Origin of the sequence: Phenylobacterium sp., from assembly GCF_036563285.1 — a bacterium.
GTDB lineage: Bacteria > Pseudomonadota > Alphaproteobacteria > Caulobacterales > Caulobacteraceae > Phenylobacterium.
The window spans coordinates 29,062-52,328 of the sequence record NZ_DATCMR010000003.1; the positions used below are offsets into that span (position 1 = coordinate 29,062).

The 23,267-nt window shown below is 72.0% G+C and carries 23 protein-coding genes; 13 read left to right on the forward strand and 10 right to left on the reverse strand.

The genetic code is table 11. The features are described from left to right. The first annotated feature begins 34 nt into the window (after window positions 1-34). The 4 genes from VIL76_RS02245 (at window position 35) to VIL76_RS02260 (ending at window position 3,138) form a co-directional block, all read left to right on the forward strand. Entirely contained in the window at window positions 35-640 is a 606-nt protein-coding gene (locus VIL76_RS02245) for an NYN domain-containing protein (protein ID WP_332043359.1), read from the forward strand. Continuing rightward, window positions 627-1,289, forward strand: coding sequence for a uracil-DNA glycosylase (locus tag VIL76_RS02250; protein ID WP_332043360.1), 663 nt, complete (start codon window positions 627-629; stop codon window positions 1,287-1,289). Before VIL76_RS02245 ends, VIL76_RS02250 begins: the two co-directional genes overlap by 14 nt. 39 nt (window positions 1,290-1,328) lie before the next feature. Next, the gene (locus VIL76_RS02255; protein ID WP_332043361.1) at window positions 1,329-1,682 is read left to right on the forward strand and encodes a hypothetical protein; all 354 of its coding nucleotides are present in this window, start codon (window positions 1,329-1,331) and stop codon (window positions 1,680-1,682) included. Between the two features lie 67 nt (window positions 1,683-1,749). Then, window positions 1,750-3,138: a M20/M25/M40 family metallo-hydrolase gene (locus tag VIL76_RS02260; RefSeq protein WP_332043362.1), complete on the forward strand. Its 1,389-nt coding sequence runs from the start codon at window positions 1,750-1,752 to the stop codon at window positions 3,136-3,138. A 3-nt stretch (window positions 3,139-3,141) separates the two neighbouring features. On the opposite strand, the gene VIL76_RS02265 is transcribed toward VIL76_RS02260, so the two are convergent. The 3 genes from VIL76_RS02265 to dapA are packed head-to-tail and all read right to left on the reverse strand — an operon-like array spanning window position 3,142 to window position 5,202. Continuing rightward, a complete protein-coding gene (locus VIL76_RS02265; RefSeq protein ID WP_332043363.1) occupies window positions 3,142-3,870 on the reverse strand; it encodes a GNAT family N-acetyltransferase in 729 nt (242 codons plus the stop codon). Continuing rightward, complete coding sequence (smpB, locus tag VIL76_RS02270; protein ID WP_332043364.1) at window positions 3,857-4,315, reverse strand: SsrA-binding protein SmpB; 459 nt, start codon at window positions 4,313-4,315, stop codon at window positions 3,857-3,859. Before smpB ends, VIL76_RS02265 begins: the two co-directional genes overlap by 14 nt. A 2-nt stretch (window positions 4,316-4,317) precedes the next feature. Then, entirely contained in the window at window positions 4,318-5,202 is an 885-nt protein-coding gene (dapA, locus tag VIL76_RS02275; RefSeq protein ID WP_332043365.1) for a 4-hydroxy-tetrahydrodipicolinate synthase, read from the reverse strand. Window positions 5,203-5,324: 122 nt separating this feature from the next. Between dapA and VIL76_RS02280 the strand changes: the two genes are divergently transcribed. After that, window positions 5,325-7,436 carry a lytic transglycosylase domain-containing protein gene (locus VIL76_RS02280; RefSeq protein ID WP_332043366.1) on the forward strand — a complete coding sequence of 704 codons (2,112 nt, stop codon included), beginning with the start codon at window positions 5,325-5,327 and terminating at the stop codon, window positions 7,434-7,436. On the opposite strand, the gene VIL76_RS02285 is transcribed toward VIL76_RS02280, so the two are convergent. The 4 genes from VIL76_RS02285 to VIL76_RS02300 are packed head-to-tail and all read right to left on the reverse strand — an operon-like array spanning window position 7,433 to window position 10,603. Beyond that, window positions 7,433-8,191, reverse strand: coding sequence for an ABC transporter ATP-binding protein (locus tag VIL76_RS02285; RefSeq protein WP_332043367.1), 759 nt, complete (start codon window positions 8,189-8,191; stop codon window positions 7,433-7,435). The two genes, VIL76_RS02280 and VIL76_RS02285, sit on opposite strands and share 4 nt — an antisense overlap. Then, a complete protein-coding gene (locus tag VIL76_RS02290) occupies window positions 8,188-9,174 on the reverse strand; it encodes an iron ABC transporter permease (RefSeq protein WP_332043368.1) in 987 nt (328 codons plus the stop codon). The genes VIL76_RS02285 and VIL76_RS02290 overlap by 4 nt, the downstream gene beginning before the upstream one ends. Next, complete coding sequence (locus VIL76_RS02295; protein ID WP_332043369.1) at window positions 9,171-9,944, reverse strand: ABC transporter substrate-binding protein; 774 nt, start codon at window positions 9,942-9,944, stop codon at window positions 9,171-9,173. Before VIL76_RS02295 ends, VIL76_RS02290 begins: the two co-directional genes overlap by 4 nt. Before the next feature lie 23 nt (window positions 9,945-9,967). Next, window positions 9,968-10,603 (reverse strand): TetR/AcrR family transcriptional regulator, encoded by a 636-nt coding sequence (locus VIL76_RS02300; RefSeq protein ID WP_332043370.1) that lies wholly within the window; start codon window positions 10,601-10,603, stop codon window positions 9,968-9,970. 109 nt (window positions 10,604-10,712) lie between these two features. Between VIL76_RS02300 and VIL76_RS02305 the strand changes: the two genes are divergently transcribed. Together VIL76_RS02305 and VIL76_RS02310 are read left to right on the forward strand one after the other, a co-directional pair. Next, window positions 10,713-11,618 (forward strand): class I SAM-dependent methyltransferase, encoded by a 906-nt coding sequence (locus VIL76_RS02305; protein ID WP_332043371.1) that lies wholly within the window; start codon window positions 10,713-10,715, stop codon window positions 11,616-11,618. Further along, window positions 11,615-12,400, forward strand: coding sequence for an RNA methyltransferase (locus VIL76_RS02310; protein WP_332043372.1), 786 nt, complete (start codon window positions 11,615-11,617; stop codon window positions 12,398-12,400). Before VIL76_RS02305 ends, VIL76_RS02310 begins: the two co-directional genes overlap by 4 nt. 1 nt (window position 12,401) lies before the next feature. Here the strand turns inward: VIL76_RS02310 and VIL76_RS02315 are convergent, their stop codons facing one another. Further along, window positions 12,402-12,731: a hypothetical protein gene (locus tag VIL76_RS02315; protein WP_332043373.1), complete on the reverse strand. Its 330-nt coding sequence runs from the start codon at window positions 12,729-12,731 to the stop codon at window positions 12,402-12,404. A gap of 99 nt (window positions 12,732-12,830) precedes the next feature. Between VIL76_RS02315 and VIL76_RS02320 the strand changes: the two genes are divergently transcribed. After that, entirely contained in the window at window positions 12,831-13,934 is a 1,104-nt protein-coding gene (locus VIL76_RS02320) for an NAD-dependent epimerase/dehydratase family protein (protein ID WP_332043374.1), read from the forward strand. Here VIL76_RS02320 and hrpB read toward each other — a convergent pair. Continuing rightward, on the reverse strand, window positions 13,931-16,375 hold the full coding sequence (gene hrpB / locus VIL76_RS02325) for an ATP-dependent helicase HrpB (protein WP_332043375.1): 2,445 nt from the start codon (window positions 16,373-16,375) through the stop codon (window positions 13,931-13,933). The two genes, VIL76_RS02320 and hrpB, sit on opposite strands and share 4 nt — an antisense overlap. A 22-nt stretch (window positions 16,376-16,397) precedes the next feature. After that, a complete protein-coding gene (locus VIL76_RS02330; protein ID WP_332043376.1) occupies window positions 16,398-18,005 on the reverse strand; it encodes an APC family permease in 1,608 nt (535 codons plus the stop codon). Window positions 18,006-18,141: 136 nt separating this feature from the next. Between VIL76_RS02330 and VIL76_RS02335 the strand changes: the two genes are divergently transcribed. From VIL76_RS02335 to VIL76_RS02355, 5 genes are all read left to right on the forward strand, one after another. Beyond that, the gene (locus VIL76_RS02335) at window positions 18,142-18,831 is read left to right on the forward strand and encodes an MBL fold metallo-hydrolase (RefSeq protein ID WP_332043377.1); all 690 of its coding nucleotides are present in this window, start codon (window positions 18,142-18,144) and stop codon (window positions 18,829-18,831) included. Between the two features lie 49 nt (window positions 18,832-18,880). After that, window positions 18,881-19,612 (forward strand): response regulator, encoded by a 732-nt coding sequence (locus VIL76_RS02340; RefSeq protein WP_332043378.1) that lies wholly within the window; start codon window positions 18,881-18,883, stop codon window positions 19,610-19,612. Further along, window positions 19,609-20,970, forward strand: a complete 1,362-nt coding sequence (locus VIL76_RS02345; RefSeq protein ID WP_332043379.1) for a HAMP domain-containing sensor histidine kinase — start codon at window positions 19,609-19,611, stop codon at window positions 20,968-20,970. The genes VIL76_RS02340 and VIL76_RS02345 overlap by 4 nt, the downstream gene beginning before the upstream one ends. A gap of 4 nt (window positions 20,971-20,974) precedes the next feature. After that, complete coding sequence (locus VIL76_RS02350) at window positions 20,975-21,541, forward strand: hypothetical protein (RefSeq protein ID WP_332043380.1); 567 nt, start codon at window positions 20,975-20,977, stop codon at window positions 21,539-21,541. Between the two features lie 125 nt (window positions 21,542-21,666). Further along, the gene (locus VIL76_RS02355) at window positions 21,667-23,265 is read left to right on the forward strand and encodes an efflux RND transporter periplasmic adaptor subunit (RefSeq protein WP_332043381.1); all 1,599 of its coding nucleotides are present in this window, start codon (window positions 21,667-21,669) and stop codon (window positions 23,263-23,265) included. Window positions 23,266-23,267: the final 2 nt, after the last annotated feature.

Sequence of the window (23,267 nt, forward strand, 5' to 3'; positions counted from 1 at the left end):
CTCGTCCAGTCCGGCATCTAGGATCTTCGAGCGAATGACCTTCTACCCCACGGACCGGCTGGCGCTCTTCATCGACGGGGCCAACCTCTATTCGGCCGCCAAGGGCCTGGGCTTCGACATCGACTACCGCAAGCTGCTGGAGGAATTCCGCAAGCGCGGCGTGCTGGTGCGCGCCTACTACTACACCGCGCTGGTGGAGAACGAGGAGTACTCGCCGATCCGGCCGCTCGTGGATTGGCTGGACTACAACGGGTACCGCCTCGTGACCAAGGCGGCGCGGGAATACACCGACCGCGAGGGCCGCAAGCGCTGGCGCGGCGACATGGACGTGGAGATCGCCGTCGACATGATGGAGATGGCGGCCGCCGGCGCCGACCACATGGTGCTGTTCTCCGGCGACGGCGATTTCCGCGCGCTGGTGGAGGCGGTGCAGCGGAAGGGGGCGCGGGTGACGGTGGTCTCCACCGTGAAGTCGCAGCCGCCGATGGCGTCGGACGACCTGCGGCGGCAGGCGGACAGCTTCGTGGACCTGGCGGACCTCGCCGACATCATCGGGCGGCCCTCGCGGCTGCCCCGGCTGCTGCAGGAGGCCAAGGCCGCCGAGCGGGAACGCGCCCTGGACGAAGATGCCGAGGCTTGAGGCCGCGACCGCGGTCGTCGCCCCGGAGCCGCCGCGCGATTGCCCGATCTGCCCCAGGCTCGTGGCGTACCGGCGGGCCAACGCCGAAGCCCATCCGGACTGGTTCAACGGCCCTGCCCCCTCGTTCGGGGACGACGGCGCGCGGGTGCTGATCGCAGGGTTGGCCCCGGGGCGCACGGGGGCCAACCGGACGGGCCGGCCGTTCACCGGCGACCATGCCGGTATCCTGCTCTACGCGACCCTGCTGAAGCTCGGCTTCGCCAAGGGCCGCTACGATCCGGACGGCGCGGACGACCTGCGGCTCGTCGACTGCATGATCACCAATGCGGTGCGCTGCGCTCCTCCAGGCAACAAGCCCGAGACGATCGAGGAGGCGAGCTGCCGGCCGTTCCTGGAGGCGCGGATCGCCGCCCTGCCCCGACTGAAGGTCATCGTGACGCTCGGCGACGTCTCGCGGCGCAACGTGCTGCGAGCGCTGGGATTGAAGGCCAGCGCCGGGATCGCCGGGCACGGCTCGGAGTTCCAGGCGGGTCCCTACACGGTGCTGAACAGCTACCATTGCTCGCGGCTCAACACGAACACCGGCCGGCTGACGCCTGAGATGTTCGAGGCGGTGTTCGCTCGCGCCAGGGCGCTGATCGACGGCTGAGCCGTTGCGGGGAAGCGGGCGCAGGCCTAGCGTCGCGCCATGCTGAAGCTGGTCGACCAACTCGCCGCCGCGGCCCTGCTCCTGGTGGGCGCTGCCCACGTGGCCGCGGCGTCACGCGCCTTCACGGAGCCGACGGAAGGCCGGGTCTGGTTCCTCAGCGCGGGGCTGCTCGGCCTCGTCGCCGGGCTGGCCAACCTGGCCCGCACCCGGGCGGGGCGGCCGGACCGCCTCATGAGCCTCGCCGCCCTGGCGGGCGCACTCGCGATTGTCCTGATGGGCGTGCTGCTGACGCTGGCGGGCACGGACGCCGCGACGCGCGGTCCCGCGATGGTGGTCTTCGCCGTGGGCGGGCTCGCGGCCGCCTTCAGCCTGCGCGACCTGCTCCGCCGCTGACCCGCTCGGCTCGACGGGCCCCCGCGTTGGGCCTTAGTGTCGGGCGCGTCCAAGCTGGAGTTCCTCAGTGATCAAGTCCTTCGCCGCCGCGGCGGCCGTCCTCGCGCTCGCCGCCGCCCTCCCTGCCTCGGCCCAGCCGACCACGCCGACCGGGCAGCAGGCCCTGGAGATCCTGAAGAAGGGGATCAGCTTCCGGACGGTGAAGGGCGGCGACCAGTTCGTCCCGTACGCCGAGTACCTCCGCGGCGTGCTGATCGAGGCCGGGTTCAAGCCCGACGAGATCAAGATCACCCGGCTGGGCGGCACGGCCTACATGACCGCGCGCTATCCCGGCCGCGATCCGGCGAAGAAGCCGATCGTCGTGCTGGGCCACATGGACGTGGTGGAGGCAAACCGGGAGGACTGGACGCGCGACCCGTTCACCCCAGTGGTGGAGAACGGCTACGTCTTCGGCCGCGGGTCGGTGGACAACAAGTTCGACGTCTCCATGTCGGTGGCCACGATCGCCAAGCTCCGCCGCGAGGGGTGGAAGCCCGGCCGCGATGTGATCCTGGCGCTCACCGGCGACGAAGAGACGGAGATGGCCACCACCAAGGCGCTCGCCGAGCAGCTGAAGGGCGCGGAGCTGGTGCTGAACGTCGACGCCGGCGGCGGCCTGCTGGGCGAGGACGGCAAGCCGGTGGTCTACGGCCTGCAGGCAGGCGAGAAGACCTATGCGGACTTCACCCTGACGGTGACCGACCCCGGCGGGCACTCCAGCCGGCCGGGTCCGTCGAACGCGATCTACACGCTCACCCGGGCGCTGGAGAAGATCGGCGCCTACCAGTTCCCCGCCATGCAGAGCGAGCTGACGCGGGCTTATTTCCAGGCCAGCGCGCCAAAGACGCCGGGCGCGACGGGCGCGGCGATGCGGGCCTACCTGGCCAACCCGAAGGACGAACAGGCCATCGCCACCCTCACCAAGGATCCCGAATACGTCGGCCAGGTGCGCACCACCTGCGTGGCGACGCAGATCTCGGGCGGTCACGCCCCCAACGCCCTGCCCCAGCGCGCGAGCGCCAACGTGAACTGCCGCATCTTCCCCGGCGTGTCGTCGGACAGCGTTCGCCAGACGCTGGCGCAGGTGGTGGCCGATCCGAAGGTCGTGATCGCGCGGGTAGAGGGCAACGGGGCGATCGACGCGCCGGCCTCGCCGCTCAGGCCCGACGTGATGGCCGCCGTCACACGGTCGGTGCACGCGCGATACCCGGGCCTCACCATCGTCCCGTCGATGTCCGCGGGCGCAACGGACAGCATGCATTTCCGCGCCCGCGGCGTGCCAAGCTACGGCGTGGGCGGGCTCTTCATGAAGGCCTCGGACGACTTCGCCCATGGCCTCAACGAGCGGGCCCCGGTGGCGGCGATCGACGGCGCCGTGGCGCACTGGGAGAGCGTGCTGAAGGACCTGGCGAAGTAGCCGCTACCGCACCCAGTAGAGGTAGCGCCAGGCGGCTTCGAAGCCGGCCTTTCGGTAGAGCGATCGGGCCGGATTGGGCTCCTCCACCTGGAGCTGGACGCGGGCGATCCCGCGGCGCTGCATCTCGCGGCCGAACGCGGCGAGGATGGCGCCGGCGTGACCCCGGCCCCGCGCGGCCGGCAAGGTCCGCATGCCGTGGATGCCGCCCCAGCCGTGGCCAAAGCTGGCGGCGCCCACGGCGAGCGTGCGGCCGTCCTTGCGGACCGCGGCGTAGACGGCATCTGGCGAGCGCTTGAGCACCCGCACCCGCTGGGCGCCGTCCTGCGGGTCGAACCCTTCTCCCAGGAACACCGAAGCCCAGCCGTCGTCGGGGGTGGTCATCAGCTCGACCTCGCCGTCGGCGAAGGCGGCGAGGCGGTCCACGTCGCCCACCTTCACGAGGGTCGGCTTGTAGGCATGGAAGCCCTGCTCTGTCAGATAGTTGCGCGCATCTTCCAAGGAGGGCGTATCGGCGATCCGCAGCGACGACGCCAGGCCGCGAGCCTCGAAGGCGGCGAGGATCTGCGGCAGGGCGTCGAAGCTCGGCGTGTGTGACAGCGGCACGGCGCTCTTCGCCCGGCCGACGCTGGTGTCGTCGAGCGGGACCAGCCAGCCGCCGATCTCGAGCACCTCGGGCGGGGCGACGGCGGCCACGGTCGCCCGCTCCATGGCCTCGATCTCAGCCGCGGTCACGCATGAGGCGCGCCTTGTCGCGCTGCCAGTCGCGCTCGGCGACGGTGTCGCGCTTGTCGCGGACGTTCTTGCCCTTGGCCAGCGCGATCTCCAGCTTCGCAAGGCCCTTGTCGTTCCAGTAGAGCTTGGTCGGGATGATCGTGCGGCCCTCGCGCTGCACAGAGCCGATCAGCTTCTCGATCTGCTTGCGGTGCAGCAGCAGCTTCCGCGGCCGCCGGGGCTCGTGGTTGAAGTGCGGGCCGGCCTGCTGGTAGGGCGGGATGTCGGCGTTGACGAGGACGATCTGGTTCCCCTCTACCGCCGCATAGCTCTCGGCGATGTTGGCCTTGCCGTTGCGCAGGCTCTTCACCTCCGAGCCGGTCAGCGACAGGCCGGCCTCGAAGGTGTCTTCCAGGAAGTAGTCGAACCGGGCGCGCCGGTTCTCGGCGATCAGCTTGCCGGCCATCCTCAGATGACCCCGGCGTCCCGCATGCCGGCTAGGACCTCCTGGCGGGAGGCTTCCGATGCCGGCGCGAGCGGCAGGCGGACCTCCTCGCTGCAGAGGCCCAGGTGGGCGAGCGCGAACTTGGTGGGCGACGGCGAGGCGTCCGAGAACAGCGCCTTATGCAGGCGGATCAGGCTGTCCTGCGCCTGCAGGGCGGCCTCCCAGTCGCCGGCGAGGCAGGCGTTGTACATGGCCGAGACCTGCTCGGGCGCGACGTTCACCGTCACCGAGATGCAGCCATGGCCCCCGTGGGCCATGTAGCCCAGGCCGGTGTCGTCGTTGCCGGACAGCATGACCCAGTCTGCGCCGCACTCCAGCCGCTGCAGGCTGGCGCGGCCGAGGTCGGACGTCGCGTCCTTGATGCCGACGATGTTCGGCAGCTTGGCCAGCCGCTCCAGGACGGCGTTGGAGATGTCGACGCCGGTGCGGCCGGGGACGTTGTAAACCAGCATCGGCAGCTGCACGGCGTCGTTCAGCGCCTTGTAGTGGGCGTAGAGTCCCTCCTGGCTGGGGCGGTTGTAGTAGGGCGTCACCACCAGCGCCGCGTCGGCGCCCACGGTCTTGGCGTGGCGCATCAGCTCGATGGCCTCGTCCGTGGAGTTGGAGCCGGTCCCGGCGACCACCGGCACGCGGCCACGGGCGGTCTGCACGCACAGCTCGATGACCCGGCGGTGCTCCTCATGGCTGAGGGTCGCGCTTTCCCCAGTGGTGCCTACGGGCACGAGCCCATGGACGCCGCCGGCGATCTGGCGCTCGACCAGGGCGACGAAAGCGTCCTCGTCAACGGCCCCGTTGCGGAACGGGGTGACGAGCGCCGGGAACACGCCCCTGAACATAGGGTCGGACATGGGTGATGAATTTGCCGTGATGAGCGCTTGTTGAAGCGGCGTTCAGAATTGGCCGGACATTATGGCGTTGCGGGGCAGGCCCGCAATGACCATGTCGGCTACGTCAGTCTGGGGGGCGAGAGTTGCACGCCAAGCTCCGTAAAGCGTTCGTGGTTACCGGGACGGTGGTCCTCGCCGGCATGGCGGCCCACGCCCAGCCGACGGATTCCATCGGGGATCTGCTGGACCAGGCGTCCCAGCAGCCCGCGGTCGAGGCGCCGCACGCCAACCAGACGGTGCGCCGCCCGCTGAGCCAGGCCGACCTGGTCGCCTTCCGCTCCGCCGTCGAATCGGGCCGCCGCGGCCGGGTGGGCGACGCGCGCGTCTCCATCGCCGCCATCACCGATCCGGTGGCCAAGAAGGCCGCCACCTGGGTGCTGGTCGATTCGAACCCGACCTCGCTGTCCTTCTTCGAGGCCGACCAGGCCCGGCGCGAACTCGAAGGCTGGCCTCGCGAGAGCCGCCGTACCGCCGCCGCCGAGCGCCTGCTGGAGACCTCCGGCAAGAGCCCCGCGCAGATCGTCGAGTGGTTCGGCGTGCGCCAGCCCTCCACCGCGGAAGGCGCCATGGCGCTGGCCTCGGCCTACCGGGTGCTGGGCCGCACCGACGACGCCGCCAAGCTGATCAAGCGCTGGTGGCGCGACGAGAGCTTCGAGGCCGACGCCCAGCGCTCGATGCTGGCGCGCTTCGCCGACGTGCTGACCGTGGACGACCACGTCCGCCGCGCCGACGTCCTCCTCTACGGGCCGCAAGGCCCGGCGGCGCGCGAGATGGTCGCCCTGCTGCCCGCCGAGCACCAGCAGGCGGCCCTGGCGCGGATCGCGCTGCGCACCGACGCCGGCAACGCCAACGACCTCACCGCCGCGCTACCCGGCGCACAGTCCCAGACGCCGGGCGTGGCCTTCGAGCGCGCCGCCTACCTGCGGCGCAAGGGACTCGACCAGATGGCCATCGGCCAGCTGCAGTACTTCCCTAAGGAGGTGGTCACCGACGAGCAGGCGAGCCGCATCTGGGACGAGCGCTACCGCCTGGTCCTCACCTCCCTGCGCAACGGCGACTACAAGGCCGCCTACGCCGCGGCGGCCGACACCGGCCTGAACAGCGGGACCGACGCCACCGAGGCCGAGTTCTACGCCGGCTGGATCGCGCTCACCCGCCTCAACGACGCCGACAAGGCCGCCCGCCACTTCGCCAACATCGAGCGCATCGGCTCTTCGCCGATCACCAAGGCCCGGGCGTTTTACTGGCAGGGCCGCGCGGCCGAGGCCAAGGGCGACCACCAGGCGGCGCAGGACTTCTACGCCTCGGCCGCCCAGCACCAGACCACCTTCTACGGCCAGCTGGCGGGCGAGAAGCTCGGCCAGCGCCTGACGCCGGGGTCGGACCCGAAGATCACGCCGGCGGACCGCGCCCGCTTCGAAGGCCGCGAGGCCGTGCAGGCCATGCGCCTGTTCTACGACCAGGGGCAGATGGAGCTGTTCCGCACCTTCGCCCTGAACCTGGACGACATGCTGCCGAGCGCGGTGGAGGAAGCCCTGTTGGTGGACGCGGTCCGCGGATACGGCGACCAGGACACCTCGATGAAGGTCGTCCGCGCGGCGGCCCAGCGCGGGTTCATCCTCCCGGAGCGCGGCTATCCCTACCGCACCCCGCCCCGCGTCGACGGCGGGCCGGAGCCGGCCCTGGTGCTCGGCATCACCCGCCAGGAGAGCGGCTTCTATCCGCGCGCCCGGTCCTCGGCGAACGCGCGGGGGATGATGCAGCTGCTGCCGGAGACGGCCGCATCGGTCGCCCGCCGCATGGGCGTCTCCTACTCCACCGAGAAGCTGTGGGAGCCCGACTACAACATGCAGCTCGGCTCCAGCTTCCTGGGCCAGCTGGTCGACCGGTTCTCCGGCTCGTACGTGATGGCGGTCGCCGGCTACAACGCCGGACCCGGCCGTCCGCCCCAGTGGAGCGCCTTCTGCGGCGACCCGCGCGGCGCCACCGACCCGCTCGACTTCATCGAGTGCATCCCGTTCTCCGAGACCCGCAACTACGTGATGCGGGTGATGGAGAACATGCAGGTGTACCGGGCCAAGCTGAACGGCGGCTCCGCGCCGATCACCCTGGCCAACGACCTGAAGCGCGGCGGCTACGGCTACCCGCCGGCGGCCACCGTCGCCAGCAACGCGTCGGCCACCGCAACCAACTAGGGCTTGCGGCGGGCCGCCACGACAGGCCCGGCCGGCGTATCCGCAAGGCTCCCGTCCAAGCCGAAGGCTTGATCGAGCACGGCCGGCGTGAGCGCCTGCCGCGGCCCGGCGTCGGCGACCACCCTCCCCTCGTGCAGCACCACCAGCCGGTCGCAGGCGCGGGCGGCCAGGCTGAGGTCGTGCAGGGTGAGCACGACCGCGGCGCCCCGCTGCGCCTCTTCGCGGAACAGGTCGAGCGCCAGGAGCTGGGCGTCCGGGTCCAGGCCGGCTGCCGGCTCGTCGGCCACCAGCAGCGGCGCGCCGGCCGCCAGGAGACGGGCGAGCAGCGCCCTCGCCCGCTCGCCGCCCGACATGTCCAGCACGCCGCGGTTCTCCAGGCCCGAAAGCCCGACGCGCTGCAGGGCTTCGAGGCCGGCGGTGCGGGCGTGGCCAGGGTCCTGCAGGGGGGCTCCGAGGCTGGCCACCCGCCAGGCCGGCAGGTTCCAGCCGACGCGCCGCTCCTGGGGCAGGTAGGCCGCGCGGGCTGCGCGCTCTGCGTCGGACAGGCCCTGGACATCACGGCCTCCGAGCTGGGCGGAGCCGGTTTCGAGGCGCGCGAGCCCGAGGGCGGCGCGCAGCAGGGTGGTCTTGCCGGCCCCGTTGGCGCCGACGACGCCGATCACCTCGCCGGCCGCGACGGAAAGCGCACCGTCCTCCAGCACGAGGCGGCCGTTGCGGCGCACGCGGGCGCCGGTGAGCTCCAGGGCCGGCGTCATCCCCGCCAGCTCCGCGCGGCGCGCCAGGCGATGAGGGCGAAGAGCGGCGCGCCGAACAGCGCGGTGACGACGCCCAGCTTCAGTTCCAGGTCGGTGGGGATCAGCCGGCCGGCCAGGTCGGCGGCGACCAGCAGGGCGGCCCCGGCGAGGGCCGAGGGCAGCAGCACCCGGCCGGGATCGGCGCCTGCCCCGGCGCGCACCATGTGCGGGGCGGCCAGGCCCACGAAGCCCACGATGCCCGCCATGGCGACGGCGGCGCCGGCGAGCAGGCTGGCGCCGGCCACAGCGGCCACACGCAGGCGGGTCATGGGCAAGCCCGAGAGCGCGGCGGTCTCCTCGCCCAGGCTCAGCATGACGAGGCCGCGGGCGGCGTAGACGCAGAGGCCGGCGCCGACCGCCATGGGAACCAGCTGGCGGCCGATGTCGACCCAGTCGCGGTTGGCGACCGAGCCCAGCAACCAGGAGAACACCTCGGCGAGGGTCACCGGCGAGGGCGAGAAGTTGAACACCAGCGAGGTGACCGCCCCGGTGAAGGCCGAGAGCGCGACGCCGAACAGGATCAGGGTCTCCGGCTCCCGGAAGCGCGCGGCGAGCACGGTCAGCAGGGCCCCGGCGGCGAGCGCCGCGGCAAGGGCGGCGGCCTCGACCCCACCCGGCACGGCGGCCAGCCCCAGGGAGATGGCCAGCGCCGCGCCGAGCCCTGCGCCGCCGGAGACACCGAGCACGCCGGGGTCGGCCAGCGGGTTGCGCAGCAGGCCCTGCATGACGGCGCCGGCGAGGCCCAGGGCGGCGCCCACCACGGCGGCGGCGGCGGTGCGCGGCGCGCGGATATCCCAGAGCACCTGCCCGGCGCCCGAGGCGGGATCGGTGACGGCCTGGACGTACTGGGCGGCGGTGAGCTGGGTCTCGCCGAGCCCCAGGCCGAGGGCGGCCATGGTCAGCAGGCCCAGCAGCAGGCCCAGGTTGAGGGCGGTGTCCCTCACCTGGAAAGGCCTTGGGGCGCCTTGGCCGCCAGCAGCTCCGCGGCTTCCGCGGCGCTCCAGTCGGGACAGCCGAGCGTGGCGCCGGGCAGGCTCGCCAGCGTCCGCTCGCGCACGGCGCGCTTCAGCACCTGGTGGCGGCCCGGGCCCCAACTGTCGCCGGCCAGCTGGAAGGTGTCGAAGAAGCCGAGGACCACAGCCTGCGGAGGCTGCAGCGCCAGGGCCTCCAGGGAGACGGTCTGGTAGCCCGGCCGGCGCTCGGTGTTGCGCATGCCGGCCGCGGTCAGCACGGCGTTGACCAGGGTGCCAGGCCCGGCTGTCACCCCGCTGGGGGTAAGGTAGAGGGCGCTCGCGCCGCGCCAGGCGCCGGCGCTGCGGGCCAGGCGCCCGTCCATCCGGCGGATCAGCGCCTCGCCGCGGGGCTGCTGGCCGAGGGCGGCGGCGACCTTGCGGATATTGGCGCGGACATCCTCGAACCCCTGCGCCTCGTCGATCGTGACGACCCGGACGCCGCGGGCCTCGACGGCGCGGACCAGGCGCGGGTCGCCGCCCCAGTAGCGGACGACGACCTCAGGACCCGCCGCCAGCGCCGTCTCGAGCCCGACGCGCCGCTTCGGCAGGCCGGCGGCGAGGGCGCGCAGGCGGGAATCGGCGTCGTCGGCGCGGGTGGAGAGGCCCACCACCGCCTCGCGGGGACTGAGCGCCAGCACGAACTGGTCGGCGCACTGGTCGAAGGACAGCACCCGCGGCGCGGCGGCGGCCGGCGTGGCCAACGCGAGCGCGGCGGCGAGCGCGATCAGTCGATGACCAGCCCGTTCATGAGGGCGTCGAGGGTGACGCGGATCAGTTCGTCCTGGTCGGACCAGCCGAACCTCGGCCGGGCCGTCAGCAGGGCCACCACGCCATGGCAGGACATCCAGAAGGCCTGGGCGGCGGAGTCGGCCGTGCCGGTGCGAAGCCGCCCGCAAGCCGCGATCTCGCGCACCACCCCTGAGAAGCTCTCGTAGCATTGCGTTGAGAGGTCCACCGTGTCGTCAGGCCAGGGATGCGCCGTTACCGGACGCGGAGCGGAATAGACAAGCTGATACGCGTTGGGATGCTCCAGCCCCCAGCGCATGTAGGCCTCGAGCATCATGCGCACGCGCACGACGGGATCGAGCGGCTTGGCGGCGATCTCGCGGTTGCGCTCCAGGAGCACGCCGATGGTGCCCTGGCAGATCTCCAGCAGGATGCAGCTCTTGTCCGGGAAGTGCATGTAGAGCGCGGTGGAGGAGACCCCGACCTCGTCGGCGATCTTCCTGATCGTCGCGCCGTCGTAGCCCTCGGCGACGAAGATGCGCTCGGCGGCCTCGAGGATCTCGGCGCGACGGAGGTGGCCGTCACCCTTGGCCTTGCGCGCCGATCGGCGTGTGATCGTTTCTGCGACGGACAAGCTCGGTTCCCTCCCCCAGTTCCCCTAGCGTCAATAGCGGACCTTAAAACCTCTGGTATGGCAAGCCCATAGGTTGTGACCTCGAGGCGCGGGCTGTAAGCGGCCTCCCATGAGCGCGCACGGCCCCAAGGTCGCCGAAACGCCCGGCGTGATGCGCACGCGGGGTTGGACGGACTACGCCCTGCTGGATTCCGGCGGCGGGCGGAAACTGGAGCGGTACGGCCCCTACACGGTGGTCCGGCCGGAGCCGCAGTGCCTGTGGCGGCCGAGCCTGCCTGCGGAGCGCTGGGAGGCGGCGGACGCGGTGTTCGACCCGGCCAGCGAGGACGAGGACTCCGGCCGCTGGCGGTTCTCGGGCCGGCCGAAGGAGTCCTGGCCGCTGTCGTGGGGCGACGTGCGGTTCTCCGGCCGCTTCACCGCTTTCCGGCACCTGGCCTTCTTCCCCGAGCAGGCGGCGAACTGGGAATGGCTCGACGCCCGCGTCCGGGAGCGGGGCGGCCATCCCAAGGTGCTCAACCTGTTCGGCTACACGGGCGTCGCGAGCCTCGCCATGGCGGCTGCGGGCGCGGCGGTGACCCACGTGGACGCCTCGAAGAAGGCGGTGGCGTGGGCGCGCGAGAATGCCGAGCTCTCCGGCCTCGCCGACCGCCCGATCCGCTGGATCACCGAGGACGCCCGCAAGTACGTGGCCCGGGAGGTGCGGCGGGGGTCGAAGTACGACGGGATCATCCTCGATCCACCGAAGTACGGCCGCGGGCCGGGCGGCGAGGTCTGGCGGCTGTTCGAGGACCTGCCGGAGCTGGCGCAGCTCTGCGCGCAGCTGCTGTCGGACGATGCGGCCTTCCTGGTGCTCAACGCCTATGCGGAGCGGATCTCGGGGGCGGCGCTCTCCGGGCTGCTGTCCGAGGTGTTGCAGGGCCGCGGCGGGACGATCGAGTGGGGCGAGCTGGCGCTGGCGCAGGACGGCGGCGAGCGCGAGATCGGCATGAGCTTCTACGCGCGGTGGCAGGCATGAAGGCGGTGACCTCGCTCACCAACCCGACCGTGAAGGCCGTGCGCGCGCTGCACCTGCGCAAGGAACGCGACGAGACCGGCCTGTTCGTGGCCGAGGGGCTGAAGAACGTCACCGAGGGGGTGGAGACGGGCCACGCGCCCAAGATCCTGATGTACGGCCGCGAGGCCGCCGACCATCCGCTGCTGAAGGCGGCGGTGCAGGCGACGCTGGCGGTCCGCGGCGAGGTGATCGAGGTGACCCCGGACATCCTCGCCAAGGTGTCCCGGCGGGACAACCCGCAGGCGGTGGTGGGCGTATTCGCCCAGAGGTTCGTGGACCTGGACAGCCTCGATCCGGGCCGCGCCGAGTGCTGGGTGGCGCTGCACCGGGTGCGCGACCCGGGCAACCTGGGGACCATCGTGCGCACCGCCGACGCCGCCAGCTGTGGGGCGGTGATCCTGGTGGGCGAGTGCTGCGATCCCTATTCGGTGGAGGCGGTGCGGGCCACCATGGGCTCGATCTTCGCCGTGCCGCTGGCGAAGGCGTCCGAGACCGAGTTCGCCGCCTGGCGGGCCTCCTGGCCGGGATCGGTGGTCGGCACCCTGCTGACGGCCGACGTCGACCACCGGCGCGCGGAGTACCGAAAGCCCGCCCTGATCCTGATGGGCAACGAGCAGCAGGGGCTGCCGCCCGACATGGCCGCCTTGCCGGACGTGAATGTGAAGATCCCGATGCGTGGCCGCGCCGACAGCCTGAACCTGTCGGTGGCGACCGGGATCATGATCTACGCGGCGACCGCCTAGATCAGCGGAAGGCGAAGCTCAGCTTCGCGCCGAGGAAGCGGCCGTGCGGGTCCGCCCCGAAGGCGGCCGACGCGCCCTGGCGGCCGGCGCTGTCCTGGATCCCGCAAAGGAAGCCGAGGGCCGCGGTGGCGTTGTCGCTCCGGCGCTCGACGGAGGTGCGGGCGATGCCGGCGAGCTTGAGGGCGTGGGCTTCGGCTGCGACCTGCGGGAGCGTGGGCCTGATCTCCACCGGCTTGCCGACGGCGGCGTTGAGGGCCGTGAGGCTCGGAGCCTGCGCATGCGCGGCGGTGGCGCTCACGAGCGTGGCCACGGCGATCAGGGCGGCTTTCATGGCCGCAAGCCTAGGCCCTCGACGCCGTTCGCAGCAAGAGCGCGGCGGGGCGGCCGGCGGCGCTATAGGCTCCGGGACGATTCCGTCTCGAGGAGCCCCATGCCGCCGTCCCGCCGCACCGTGATCACGACCGCCGCCGCCGCCCTGGCCGCGCCGGCGATCGCCCAGCCCCGGAAGCTGAACATCCTGATCCTCGGCGGGACCGGGGTCATCGGGCCCTATCAGGTGCGTTACGCCGTCTCACGCGGCCACAAGGTGACGGTGTTCAACCGGGGACGCCGGCAGGCGGACCTGCCGGACGCGGTCGAGCACCTGACCGGCGACCGGAATACCGGGGACCTGAAGGCGCTGGAGCGCCGCGACTGGGAGGTCTGCATCGACAATCCCACCACCCTGCCCTTCTGGGTGCGCGACGCCGCGCGGGTGCTGAAGGGACGGGTGAAGCAGTACATCTTCGTCTCGACCATCTCCGTGTATGCGGCCAATGACCGGCCAGCGGACGAGACGGCGGCGCTGGCGCCCTATCGGGGCGCGGACCCCATGGCCGAGACCGCCCAGACCCTGCAGGCCAGCGGCGGGCGGCTGTACGGCCCGCTGAAGGCGCTCAGCGAGGCGGAGGCCCGCCGGCAGTTCGGCGAGGCGGCGACCACCATCGTGCGGCCGGGACTGATCGTCGGCCCCGGCGACGACACAGACCGGTTCAGTTACTGGCCCGTGCGGCTGGCCCGCGGCGGCGAGGTGTTGGCGCCCGGCGACGGCAAGGATCCCGTCCAGTTGATCGACGCCCGAGACCTGGCCGAGTGGATCGTGCGGCTGGCGGAGAACCGCACTACCGGGGTGTTCAACGGCATCGGCCCGGCGCGGCCCATGACCATGGCGCAGATGCTGGCGGGGATCGGACCGGCGGTGGGCTTCACGGGCAAGCTCACCTGGGCGCCGACCCGGTTCCTGGAGGCCGGGGGGGTGAACCCCTGGAGCGACATGCCGGTGTGGATCCCGCACGAGGGCGACAGCGCCGGCTTCCACCGGCGCGACATCCGCCGGGCGCTGGCCGCGGGGCTCACCTGCCGGCCACTGTCGACGACTGCGGCGGACACGCTGGCCTGGGTCAGGACCCTCCCCGCCGAGCGGCAGGCGAAGCTGCGTTCCGGCCTCACGCCCGAGCGCGAAGCGGCTCTGCTGGCGAAGCTGAAGGCCGCCTAGGTCCCGCGCGGCTTGGCGCGGGTGGTGGGCTGGGCGCTGGCGGGGTCCTCGGGCCAGACGTGCCTGGGGTAGCGGCCGCGCATGTCGGTGCGGACGTCCTTCCAGGAGCCCTTCCAGAAGCCCGGCAGGTCTTTTGTGGTCTGGACGGGCCGGTGGGCGGGCGACAGCAGGGCGAGCGTCAGCGGGACGCGGCCGCCGGCCACCGCGGGGTGTTCGGTGAGGCCGTAGGCTTCCTGCACGCGCACCTCGACGCGGGGCCCGCCGTCCGCGCCGTAGTCGATGGCGAAGCTGTTGCCGGTGGGCGCGGTCCAGCGGGCGGGCGCCTCGGCGTCGAGGCGGCGCTGGAGGTCCCACGGGATCAGAGTTCGCAGGGCGCTGTCGAGGACGTCGGGCTTCAAGGCGGCGAGAGAGCGGACGCCCGGGAGCAGCGGCGTCAGCCAGTCGTCAAGGCGCGCGGCCAGGCCGGCGTCGGAGAGGTCGGGCCAAGCCTCATCGAACTGGCGGACAAAGGCGACCCGCTGGCGCAGGGCTTGGGCCGCCTCGCCCCAGGGCAGGAGGCTCACGCCCTCGCGCCGCACGCGGTCGGCCAGGGCGGAGGCGACGACGGCCCGGTCGGGGTTGTCGTCCACCTGCTCTCGGACGACGAGGCGGCCGAGGCGGGTCAGGCGCTTGGCGCGCAGCTTGCCGCCGCCGCTCTCCTCCAGCCGGTCCTCGGTTTCCAGCTGGCTTGAGAACGCTTCGACGATCTCCGCTTCGGTGAGGGGCGCGGCAAGCAGGATGCGGTCCCGGCTCTGGCCGCCGCCGAGTTCTGCGACCGCCAGCCAGGTCTCCCGGGCTAAGGCGTCGGTGGCCTCGAGGAAGGCGCCGCGGCCGCTGGCCAGCTGGAATTCGCCCAGCGGCCCGCGGGCGCGGGCGATGCGCTCCGGATAGGCGAACGCCAGCAGCAGGCCGTCGGAGAGCGGCTCGCCCCGCCCTGCCCGGCCCGTCAGGGAGGCCCAGCGGTCGGCCAGCGCCCGGGCGTCACGAGCGCGGGGCGAGCGGTCCCGTTCCAGGCTCTCCAGCCGGTGGCGGAGGTCGGCGTCGCGGCCGCCGAGGCCGCGCTCGGTGATCAGGGCCGCGATCCGCGCGGCGCGGGCCGCCTGGCCGGTGTCCGCCGCCCTGAGCACCATGTGCGCCAGCCGCGGCGGCAGGGGCATGTCGGAGAGCGCCCGGCCATGCTCGGTGAGCACGCCGTCGGGCGTCAGCCCCTCCAGGCGAACCAGCAGGCTGCGGGCCTCGGCGAACGCCGCGGCGGGCGGCGGGTCGAGGAAGGCCAGGTCCGCGGGGTCCTTGGCGCCCCAGCGGGCGAGGTCCAGCGCGAGGCCCGAGAGGTCGGCCTCCAGGATCTCGGGCGCGGCGTAGGCCGGCAAGGACCGGGTCTCGGGCTCGTCCCACAGGCGGTAGCAAACGCCGGGCTCGGTGCGCCCCGCGCGGCCGCGGCGCTGGTCGGCCGCGGCGCGGGAGACGCGGACCGTGGCCAGCCGCGTCAGGCCGCTGGCGGGGTCGTACTGCGGCACGCGGGCCAGGCCGCAGTCGATCACGACGCGGACGCCCTCGATGGTCAGGCTGGTCTCGGCGATGGAGGTGGCCAGGACCACCTTCCGTCGGCCAGCCGGCGCGGGCGAGATGGCGCGGTCCTGCTCGGCCGGCGTGAGCGCGCCGTAGAGCGGGTCGATGTCGACGTCCGGGCGCCGCACGCGTTCGGCCAGCCGCTCCGCCGTGCGCAGGATCTCCCCCTGACCGGGCAGGAAGACGAGAATGGAGCCGGTCTCCTCGGCCAACGCCTTCTCCACAGCGCGGACCACGCGGTCCTCCAGCCGCAGCCGCTCGTCGCGGCCGAGGTAGCGGGTCTCCACGGGATGGGCGCGGCCCTGGCTCTCCACCACGGGTGCGTCGCCGAGCAGGCGGGCCACGGCGGCCCCGTCCAGGGTGGCGGACATCACCAGCAGCCGCAGGTCCTCGCGAAGCACCGCCTGGGCGTCCTTTGCGAGCGCCAGGCCCAGGTCGGCGTCCAGGCTGCGCTCGTGGAACTCGTCGAACACCACGCAGGCCACGCCGGCCAGCTCTGGGTCAGCCAGCACCATGCGGCTGAAGACGCCCTCGGTGACCACCTCGATGCGGGTGTCGCGCGAGACCTTCGACTGCATCCGCACCCGGAAGCCGACCGTCTTGCCCACCGGCTCGCCCAGGGTCTTGGCCATGCGCTCGGCGGCGGCGCGGGCGGCCAGGCGCCGCGGCTCCAGGACGATGATCTTGCCGTCGCCCCGCCACGGCTCGCCCAGCAGCTCCAGGGGCACGACCGTGGTCTTGCCGGCGCCGGGGGGCGCAACGAGAACGGCGGCGCTGGCCCTCGCCAACGCCGCCTTGAGTTCCGGCAGAACCTCGTGGACCGGCAGGCTCATGCCGCCGGTCCCTTCGATGGGATCACCCCTGGCCCTCGGGCGGCTCGCCCACCCGGTGCGGCAGCTCGTGGGGCTCGCCCTCGCCGCCCGCGACCCGGATGCCGCGCCCGAGCTTCGAGGCCCGGATGCCATAGAGGAAGTACACCGCGATCCCGATCACCAGGTAGATCAGGAAGAAGTTCCGGGTGTGCTCGCCGGCCATCAGGCTCAGCAGCAGGATCACGCACATGGCCGCGCCCAGGATCGGCACCACCGGATACAGCGGCGTGCGGAACGGCCGGACCATCTCCTTGTGCGTGATGCGCAGGTAGATCACCGTGATGCAGACCAGGGCGAAAGCGGCGAGGGAGCCGACGTTCGTCAGGTCGGACAGCGCGTCCAGCGACAGGAAGCCCGCGGCGATCATGGCCGCGATGCCCACGACGATGGTGTTGATCCACGGCGTCTTGAAGGTCTTGTGCACGGCCGAGAGCGCCGGCGGCAGAAGGCCGTCGCGCGACATGGTGTAGAACACCCGGGTCTGGCCGTAGAGCAGCACCAGCATGACGCTGGACAGGCCGGCGATGGCCCCGACCTTCACCACATAACTGAACCAGGGCAGGCCCATCTTGTCCGCCGCGAGCGCGATCGGGGCCGGCACGTCGAGCTGGCTGTAGGGCACCACGCCGACCAGCACCGCGCAGGTCAGGATGTAGAGGACGGTGCAGATGGTCAGGGCGCCCAGGATGCCGATCGGCATGTCCTTGCCCGGGTTGCGGCTCTCCGCGCCGGCGGTGGAGACCGCCTCGAAGCCGAGGTAGGCGAAGAAGATCACCGCCGCGGCGTGGATGATGCCGCCGATGCCGTACTTGTAGTCGGAGTTGCCGGTGATCACGTCGCCGAGCGCGCGGCCGATCTGGGCCAGCAGGCCGTTGTCGGTGCCCGGCGGACGGGCGGGGATCTCGGCCGGGATCAGGGGCGACCACTGCGCCACATCCACGTAGCGGAAGCCGATGACGATGAAGAGGATGACCACCGTCACCTTGATGGCGACGACGATGTTGTTGACCGTGGCGGACTCGGTGACGCCGCGGACCAGCAGCAGGGTCACGAGGGCGATGGCGACCAGCGCCGGCAGGTTGAACATGCCCGTGCCGATGACGTTGCCGGCGTGGTCCTTGACCTCCACCCCTGGCGCGGCCTGCAGCGCGGCTGGGATGTTCACCCCAATGTCGTGCATCAGGCTGACGAAGTAGCCGGACCAGCCGACCGCCACGGTGGACGCCGCCAGGCCGTATTCCAGCACCAGCAGCAGGCCCATGACCCAGGCCGCCCCCTCGCCCATGGAGGCGTAGGTGTAGGAGTAGGCCGACCCCGACACCGGCAGGGCCGAGGCGAGCTCGGCGTAGCAGAGCGCCACGAAGGCGCAGAGCAGGCCGGTGATGACGAAGGAGACCATGATCCCCGGCCCGGCGAACTGGGCCGCGGCCCGGCCGGTGAGCACGAAGATGCCGGTGCCGATGATGCAGCCGATGCCCAGCAGGACCAGGTTCAGCGCGCCCAGAGAGCGCTTCAGCTCGCCCTGTTCGTGCTCGGCCTGGATCTGCTCGACCGATTTGCGCAGGAAGATGCGCCCGATCCCGTTCGCCATACGGCTGTTCCCCGTCGATTCTGCCCGGTGCGGGCTTTGGGCGGCACGCTAGCTGCGCCGCGGGTTCCGGGCAATCGCCGCTCGGGAGCCGCCGAGACTTTCATTTTGCAGCGCAAATCCCGATCATAGGGGCGACATGAACGCCGCTTCGCCCCCCGAGCCCCAAGAGCCTGCGATCCGCGCGGTGATCGCGCCGGTGACCCCGCTGCAGCAGAACTGCACCATCGTCTGGTGCTCGAAGACGAAGAAGGCGGCGGTCATCGACCCCGGCGGCGAGGTTCCGCGCCTGCTGCAGGCCCTCGAGCACTACGGCCTGACGCTGGAGAAGATCTGGGTCACCCACGGCCACCTGGACCACGCCGGCGGGACGGCGGCGCTGAAGGAGGCGACCGGCGTCCCCATCGAGGGCCCGCATCCGGACGACGCCTTCTGGATCGACCAGATCGAGGCCTCGGCGGCCCGGTGGGGCATGCCGGGCGCCCGCGGCTTCACCCCCGACCGCTGGCTGGCCGATGGCGACACCGTCACCCTGGGCGAGCAGACCTTCGAGGTCTACCACTGCCCCGGCCACACCCCCGGCCACGTCATCTTCTTCCATCGGGAGACGAAGTTCGCCCAGGTGGGCGACGTGCTGTTCCAGGGATCGATCGGCCGGACCGACTTCCCGCGCGGCAACCACGCCGACCTGATCGCCGCGATCACCACCAAGCTCTGGCCGCTGGGCGACGACGTGCGCTTCGTGCCGGGGCACGGGCCGATGTCCACCTTCGGCCAGGAGCGCAGGACCAACCCCTTCGTGGCCGACGAAGTGCTGAGCGGGACGTGATTTCAAGGGCGAAATCCACGTGTTACGCCGTTACCCTTTATGGGGCGGCATGGAGATGCAGCAAGACATGACCGCGGGCGCCCGCATCCTGATGGTGGATGACGATCCTGGCATCCGCGACGTGGTCTCGGATTTCCTGGGGCGGCACGGCTACAAGGTCGAGACCGCCGGCGACGCCCGCGAGATGGAGCAGGCGCTGGAGCGCGGCCCCGTCGACCTGATCGTGCTGGACGTCATGCTGCCGGGCGAGGACGGCCTGGCCATCTGCCGCCGGCTGACCACCGGCGACGGGTCGCCGCCGATCATCATGCTCTCGGCCATGGGCGAGGACACCGACCGCATCGTCGGGCTCGAGCTGGGCGCCGACGACTACCTGGCCAAGCCCTGCAACCCGCGCGAGCTGCTGGCCCGCGTGCGCGCCGTTCTGCGGCGGGCCGAGCAGCGCTCCAACGGAGCCGGCGTCGACGCCGGCTGCGAGTTCGCCGGCTGGCGGCTCGACCTGGTGCGCCGGGAACTGCGCTCGCCGCAGGGCGTGATCGTCAACCTCTCCTCGGGCGAGTTCAGCCTGCTGCGGGCCTTCGTGGAGCGGCCGCAGCGGGTCCTGACCCGCGACCAGCTGCTGGAATACGCCCGCGGCCCCGACAGCGACGCCTTCGACCGGGCCATCGACGTGCAGATCAGCCGGCTTCGGCGTAAGCTCGATGACGGCGGCGGCCAGGACCTGATCCGCACCATCCGCAACGAGGGCTACATGTTCACCGCCAAGGTGAAGCGCACGTGACCGCCTTCGGGCGGCAGCTGCGGAAGGACCGCCCAACGGCCTCGCTGTTCGGCCAGCTCCTGACGCTGACCGGCCTGACCCTGATCGCGGCCCAGGCGATCAGCCTGTTCCTGATCTTCAACCTGCCGCCGCCGACCCCGGACTTCTACCGGCTGCCGGAGATCGTGCAGGGCCTGCGCGGCCACCCGCCTTCCTTCCAGGAGCGCCGCCCGCTCGAGACCATCGTGCTGAACAAGCCGCCGGGCCCTTCGATGGACGGGACCATGGCGCCGCAGATCCGCCTGCGCATCGCCCAGGAGCTGAAGGTGCCGGTGCAGCGCATCGTTATCGCCGGGCAGCGCGGACCGTTCTCCGACCGCCGCGTCCTGCGCGTGCTGCGCGACCGGATGGCCCGCGAGGGCGGCGTGCGCGAGGAGCACTTCCTGCTGGAGCCCTTCGAGGTGGGCGTGCAGCGGGCCGACGGCCGCTGGATCGTGGTCCGCCCGGTGCCGCGCATCGGCCTGTCGCCGTGGCAGCAGCGGATCGCGCTGTGGTTCATCCTCTCGGCCATCGCCATGGCGCCGATCACCTACATCTTCGCCCGCAGGCTTTCGGCCCCCATTCGGCTCTTCGCCGACGCCGCCGAGCGGCTGGGCCGCGACCCGCGCGCCCCGCCCCTGCACGTGAAGGGCACCGCCGAGATCGGCGTCGCGGCGCGGGCCTTCAACGACATGCAGGAGCGGCTGCGGAAGTACGTCGAGGACCGCACCGCCATGGTCGGCGCCATCGCCCACGACCTGCGCACGCCGCTGACCCGCCTGCGCTTCCGCATCGATTCGCTGCCCGACGACGAGCAGAAGGCCAAGATCGAGGCCGACATCGACCAGATGGAGGCGATGATCTCGGCGGCGCTGACCTTCGTGCGGGACGCCAGCCGGCCGGGCGAGCGCACGCCGCTGGAGCTCTCCTCGCTGGTCGAGAGCCTTTGCGACGAGATGGCGGAGACCGGCGCGAAGACGCAGATGGACGCCGCCGAGAAGGTGGTCGTCGAGGGCGACCCCATGGCGCTTCGCCGGCTGTTCGCGAACCTGCTGGAGAACGCGGTGAAGTTCGGCGGCCGGGCCCGGGCGCGCGTCTTCTGCGACGCCGGCAACGCCGTCGTCGAGATCGACGACGACGGCCCGGGCATCCCCCCGGCCGACGCGGAGAAGGTCTTCGAGCCCTTTTATCGCCGCGAGCCGTCGCGCAGCCGCCAGACCGGCGGCATAGGCCTTGGGCTGGCCGTGGTGCGCTCCATCGCCCGCGGCCACGGCGGCGACGTCGTCCTGGTCAACCGCAACGGCGGCGGCCTGACCGCGCGGGTCCTGCTGCCGGTCTAGGGTCATGCGCGCCTTCGGACCCACGATTGCCTCTGCAATCGCGACAGCCGTCCTTGCCACCGCACCCGTGGAAGCTGCGGAGCGGATCAGCAACGACGAGTACGGATTCTCGGTCGAATTGCCGGACGGATCGCCGGTCTGCTGGGGAGAGTCGGGCACACACGTACATGGCGTGGGAACACGGCTTGCCGGACAGGACTGTGCGCAGCCCGGACCGTCGCTCAGCCTCTGGGCCGACTACAACTCGGCCTTCCTGCCGGACGCCCGGCATGTGCTACGCTACGAAGGACGCTGCGCCGGCCCCAAGGCTGCCTGGGCCCGCGGGGAATGGCGTCACGCCGTCGGCGGCCTCAGGACGGCGATGTGCCACTACGAGCGAGCGGACGGAGCCGTCGAGCTCGTGCTGATCGGCCAGACCACGCGAACGGAAGGTGGCTGGGGCAAGGCGGAGGACAAGACACCTCACATTTTCCATACGGTCCGGCTCGTAACGACTAAGGCCCGCTACGAGCGCGACCTGGAGGTGTTCAGGCGATTCGTCCGGTCGATCCGGATATCGCCCCCGCGCTGAGAGGCCGCGCGCTCTGGCGCATACCATTGTTACGGCGGCGCAAGACGGCGCCCCACTGTGAAATCGCGGGGCAACTGCGGCTTGGTCCTTAAGCCGACCTTAGCCCTAGAGATTTCGACCTCCGCATGAGCCCGACGCCGCCTGCCCGCCGCCGACGCGTGTCGCGGCCCCTGATGATCGCCGCGGCGGTCATAGGCCTGATCATCGTGGCGGTGGTCGCCTGCCAGATGCGGCCCAAGCCGGAGAAGGACCCCTACCGGTTCGGCGAGGTCGAGCGCGGGGCGATCACCCGCTCGGTGTCGGCGTCGGGATCGCTGCAGGCGCTGGTGACGGTGGACGTCGGCTCGCAGATCTCAGGCCTGGTGCGCGACGTCCGCGCCGATTTCAACGACCCCGTCCGCGCGGGCCAGGTGCTGGCGGTGATCGATCCGCAGACCTTCCAGTCGCGGGTGGCCCAGGCCCAGGCCGACGTGCAGGCGGGCGTGGCCGGCCTCCGCCAGGCCGAGGCCCAGCTCGCCAACGCCCAGGCCGACTACAACCGCAAGAAGACGCTCGTGGACCAGGGCGTCTATGCGCCCGCCGTGCTGGACCAGAGCCAGGCGGCGTTCCGCAACGCCCAGGCGTCCGTGACCGCCGCCCGGGCGCGGATCGCCCAGGCGAACGCCTCCCTCAGGAGCCAGCGCGTCGACCTCGGCCGCACGACCATCGTCTCGCCGATCAACGGCATCGTGGTGGACCGGAAGGTGGAGCCCGGCCAGACCGTGGCGGCCAGCTTCCAGGCGCCGGTGCTGTTCACCATCGCCCAGGACCTCTCCAAGGTCGAAGTGAAGATCAGCGTCGACGAGGCCGACGTGGGCCAGGTGCGGGAGGGCCAGACCGTCCGCTTCACCGTGGACGCCTTCCCGGACGACAATTTCGACGGCGTCGTGACCCAGGTGCGCAAGCAGCCCACCACCGAACAGAACGTGGTGGCCTATACGGTGATCGCCGAGGCGGACAATCCGCAGGGCAAGCTGCTCCCGGGCATGACCGCTAACGCCGACATCATCATCGAGCGCAAGGCCGACGTCCTGAAGGTGCCGGCGGCGGCGCTACGGTGGACGCCGCCCGAGCTGGCGGCGCGTCCAACCGTGGGACCGCCCGGCATGGGCGGCGGCGGCTTCGGGGGCGGCCCGCCTGGGGGCGGCGGCCGTCAAGGCGGCGGCGGACAGGGGGCGCAGGGCGCGCAGCGCGGGATGATGGGCGCACGGATCGTCGAGCAGCTGGAGCTGAACGCCGCCCAGCGCAAGCAGTGGGAAGCGACCCAGGCCGAGACGCGGCAGAAGACCCAGGCGGCCTTCGCCTCGGCGGGCGGCGACCGCACCCAGATGCGCGAGACGATGCGCCGGATCCAGGCCGAGGCCTTCGCCAAGCTGGAGCCGTCGCTGAAGCCGGAGCAGAAGCAGAAGCTGGCGGCCCTTCGCGCCAGCATGGCGGCCCAGATGGGCGGCCGCGGCGCGGGCGGCATGCGCGCAGGCGTGGTCTACGTCCTGAAGGACGGCAAGCCCGCGCCGGTGCCGGTGCGGGTGGGCGCCACCGACGGCACCGCCACCGAGGTGGTGGGCCAGCTGAAGCCCGGCGACCAGGTCATCGTCGGCGGCGGACCAAAGCCGAAGCCGCAGCTGCGCGGCCCGATGGGCGGCGGCGGCCAGGGCGGCGGAGCTCAGGTCCGGGTGAAGATGTAGCC

Bases quoted from the DNA above. Each gene is read 5' to 3' on its own strand.
- VIL76_RS02245 (WP_332043359.1), top strand. From the start codon at position 35: ATGACCTTCTACCCCACGGACCGGCTGGCGCTCTTCATCGACGGGGCC.
- VIL76_RS02250 (WP_332043360.1), top strand. From the start codon at position 627: ATGCCGAGGCTTGAGGCCGCGACCGCGGTCGTCGCCCCGGAGCCGCCG.
- VIL76_RS02255 (WP_332043361.1), top strand. From the start codon at position 1,329: ATGCTGAAGCTGGTCGACCAACTCGCCGCCGCGGCCCTGCTCCTGGTG.
- smpB (WP_332043364.1), bottom strand. From the start codon at position 4,315: ATGGCCGGCAAGCTGATCGCCGAGAACCGGCGCGCCCGGTTCGACTAC.
- dapA (WP_332043365.1), bottom strand. From the start codon at position 5,202: ATGTCCGACCCTATGTTCAGGGGCGTGTTCCCGGCGCTCGTCACCCCG.
- VIL76_RS02285 (WP_332043367.1), bottom strand. From the start codon at position 8,191: ATGACGCCGGCCCTGGAGCTCACCGGCGCCCGCGTGCGCCGCAACGGC.
- VIL76_RS02305 (WP_332043371.1), top strand. From the start codon at position 10,713: ATGAGCGCGCACGGCCCCAAGGTCGCCGAAACGCCCGGCGTGATGCGC.
- VIL76_RS02310 (WP_332043372.1), top strand. From the start codon at position 11,615: ATGAAGGCGGTGACCTCGCTCACCAACCCGACCGTGAAGGCCGTGCGC.
- VIL76_RS02315 (WP_332043373.1), bottom strand. From the start codon at position 12,731: ATGAAAGCCGCCCTGATCGCCGTGGCCACGCTCGTGAGCGCCACCGCC.
- VIL76_RS02320 (WP_332043374.1), top strand. From the start codon at position 12,831: ATGCCGCCGTCCCGCCGCACCGTGATCACGACCGCCGCCGCCGCCCTG.
- hrpB (WP_332043375.1), bottom strand. From the start codon at position 16,375: ATGAGCCTGCCGGTCCACGAGGTTCTGCCGGAACTCAAGGCGGCGTTG.
- VIL76_RS02330 (WP_332043376.1), bottom strand. From the start codon at position 18,005: ATGGCGAACGGGATCGGGCGCATCTTCCTGCGCAAATCGGTCGAGCAG.
- VIL76_RS02335 (WP_332043377.1), top strand. From the start codon at position 18,142: ATGAACGCCGCTTCGCCCCCCGAGCCCCAAGAGCCTGCGATCCGCGCG.
- VIL76_RS02340 (WP_332043378.1), top strand. From the start codon at position 18,881: ATGGAGATGCAGCAAGACATGACCGCGGGCGCCCGCATCCTGATGGTG.
- VIL76_RS02350 (WP_332043380.1), top strand. From the start codon at position 20,975: ATGCGCGCCTTCGGACCCACGATTGCCTCTGCAATCGCGACAGCCGTC.
- VIL76_RS02355 (WP_332043381.1), top strand. From the start codon at position 21,667: ATGAGCCCGACGCCGCCTGCCCGCCGCCGACGCGTGTCGCGGCCCCTG.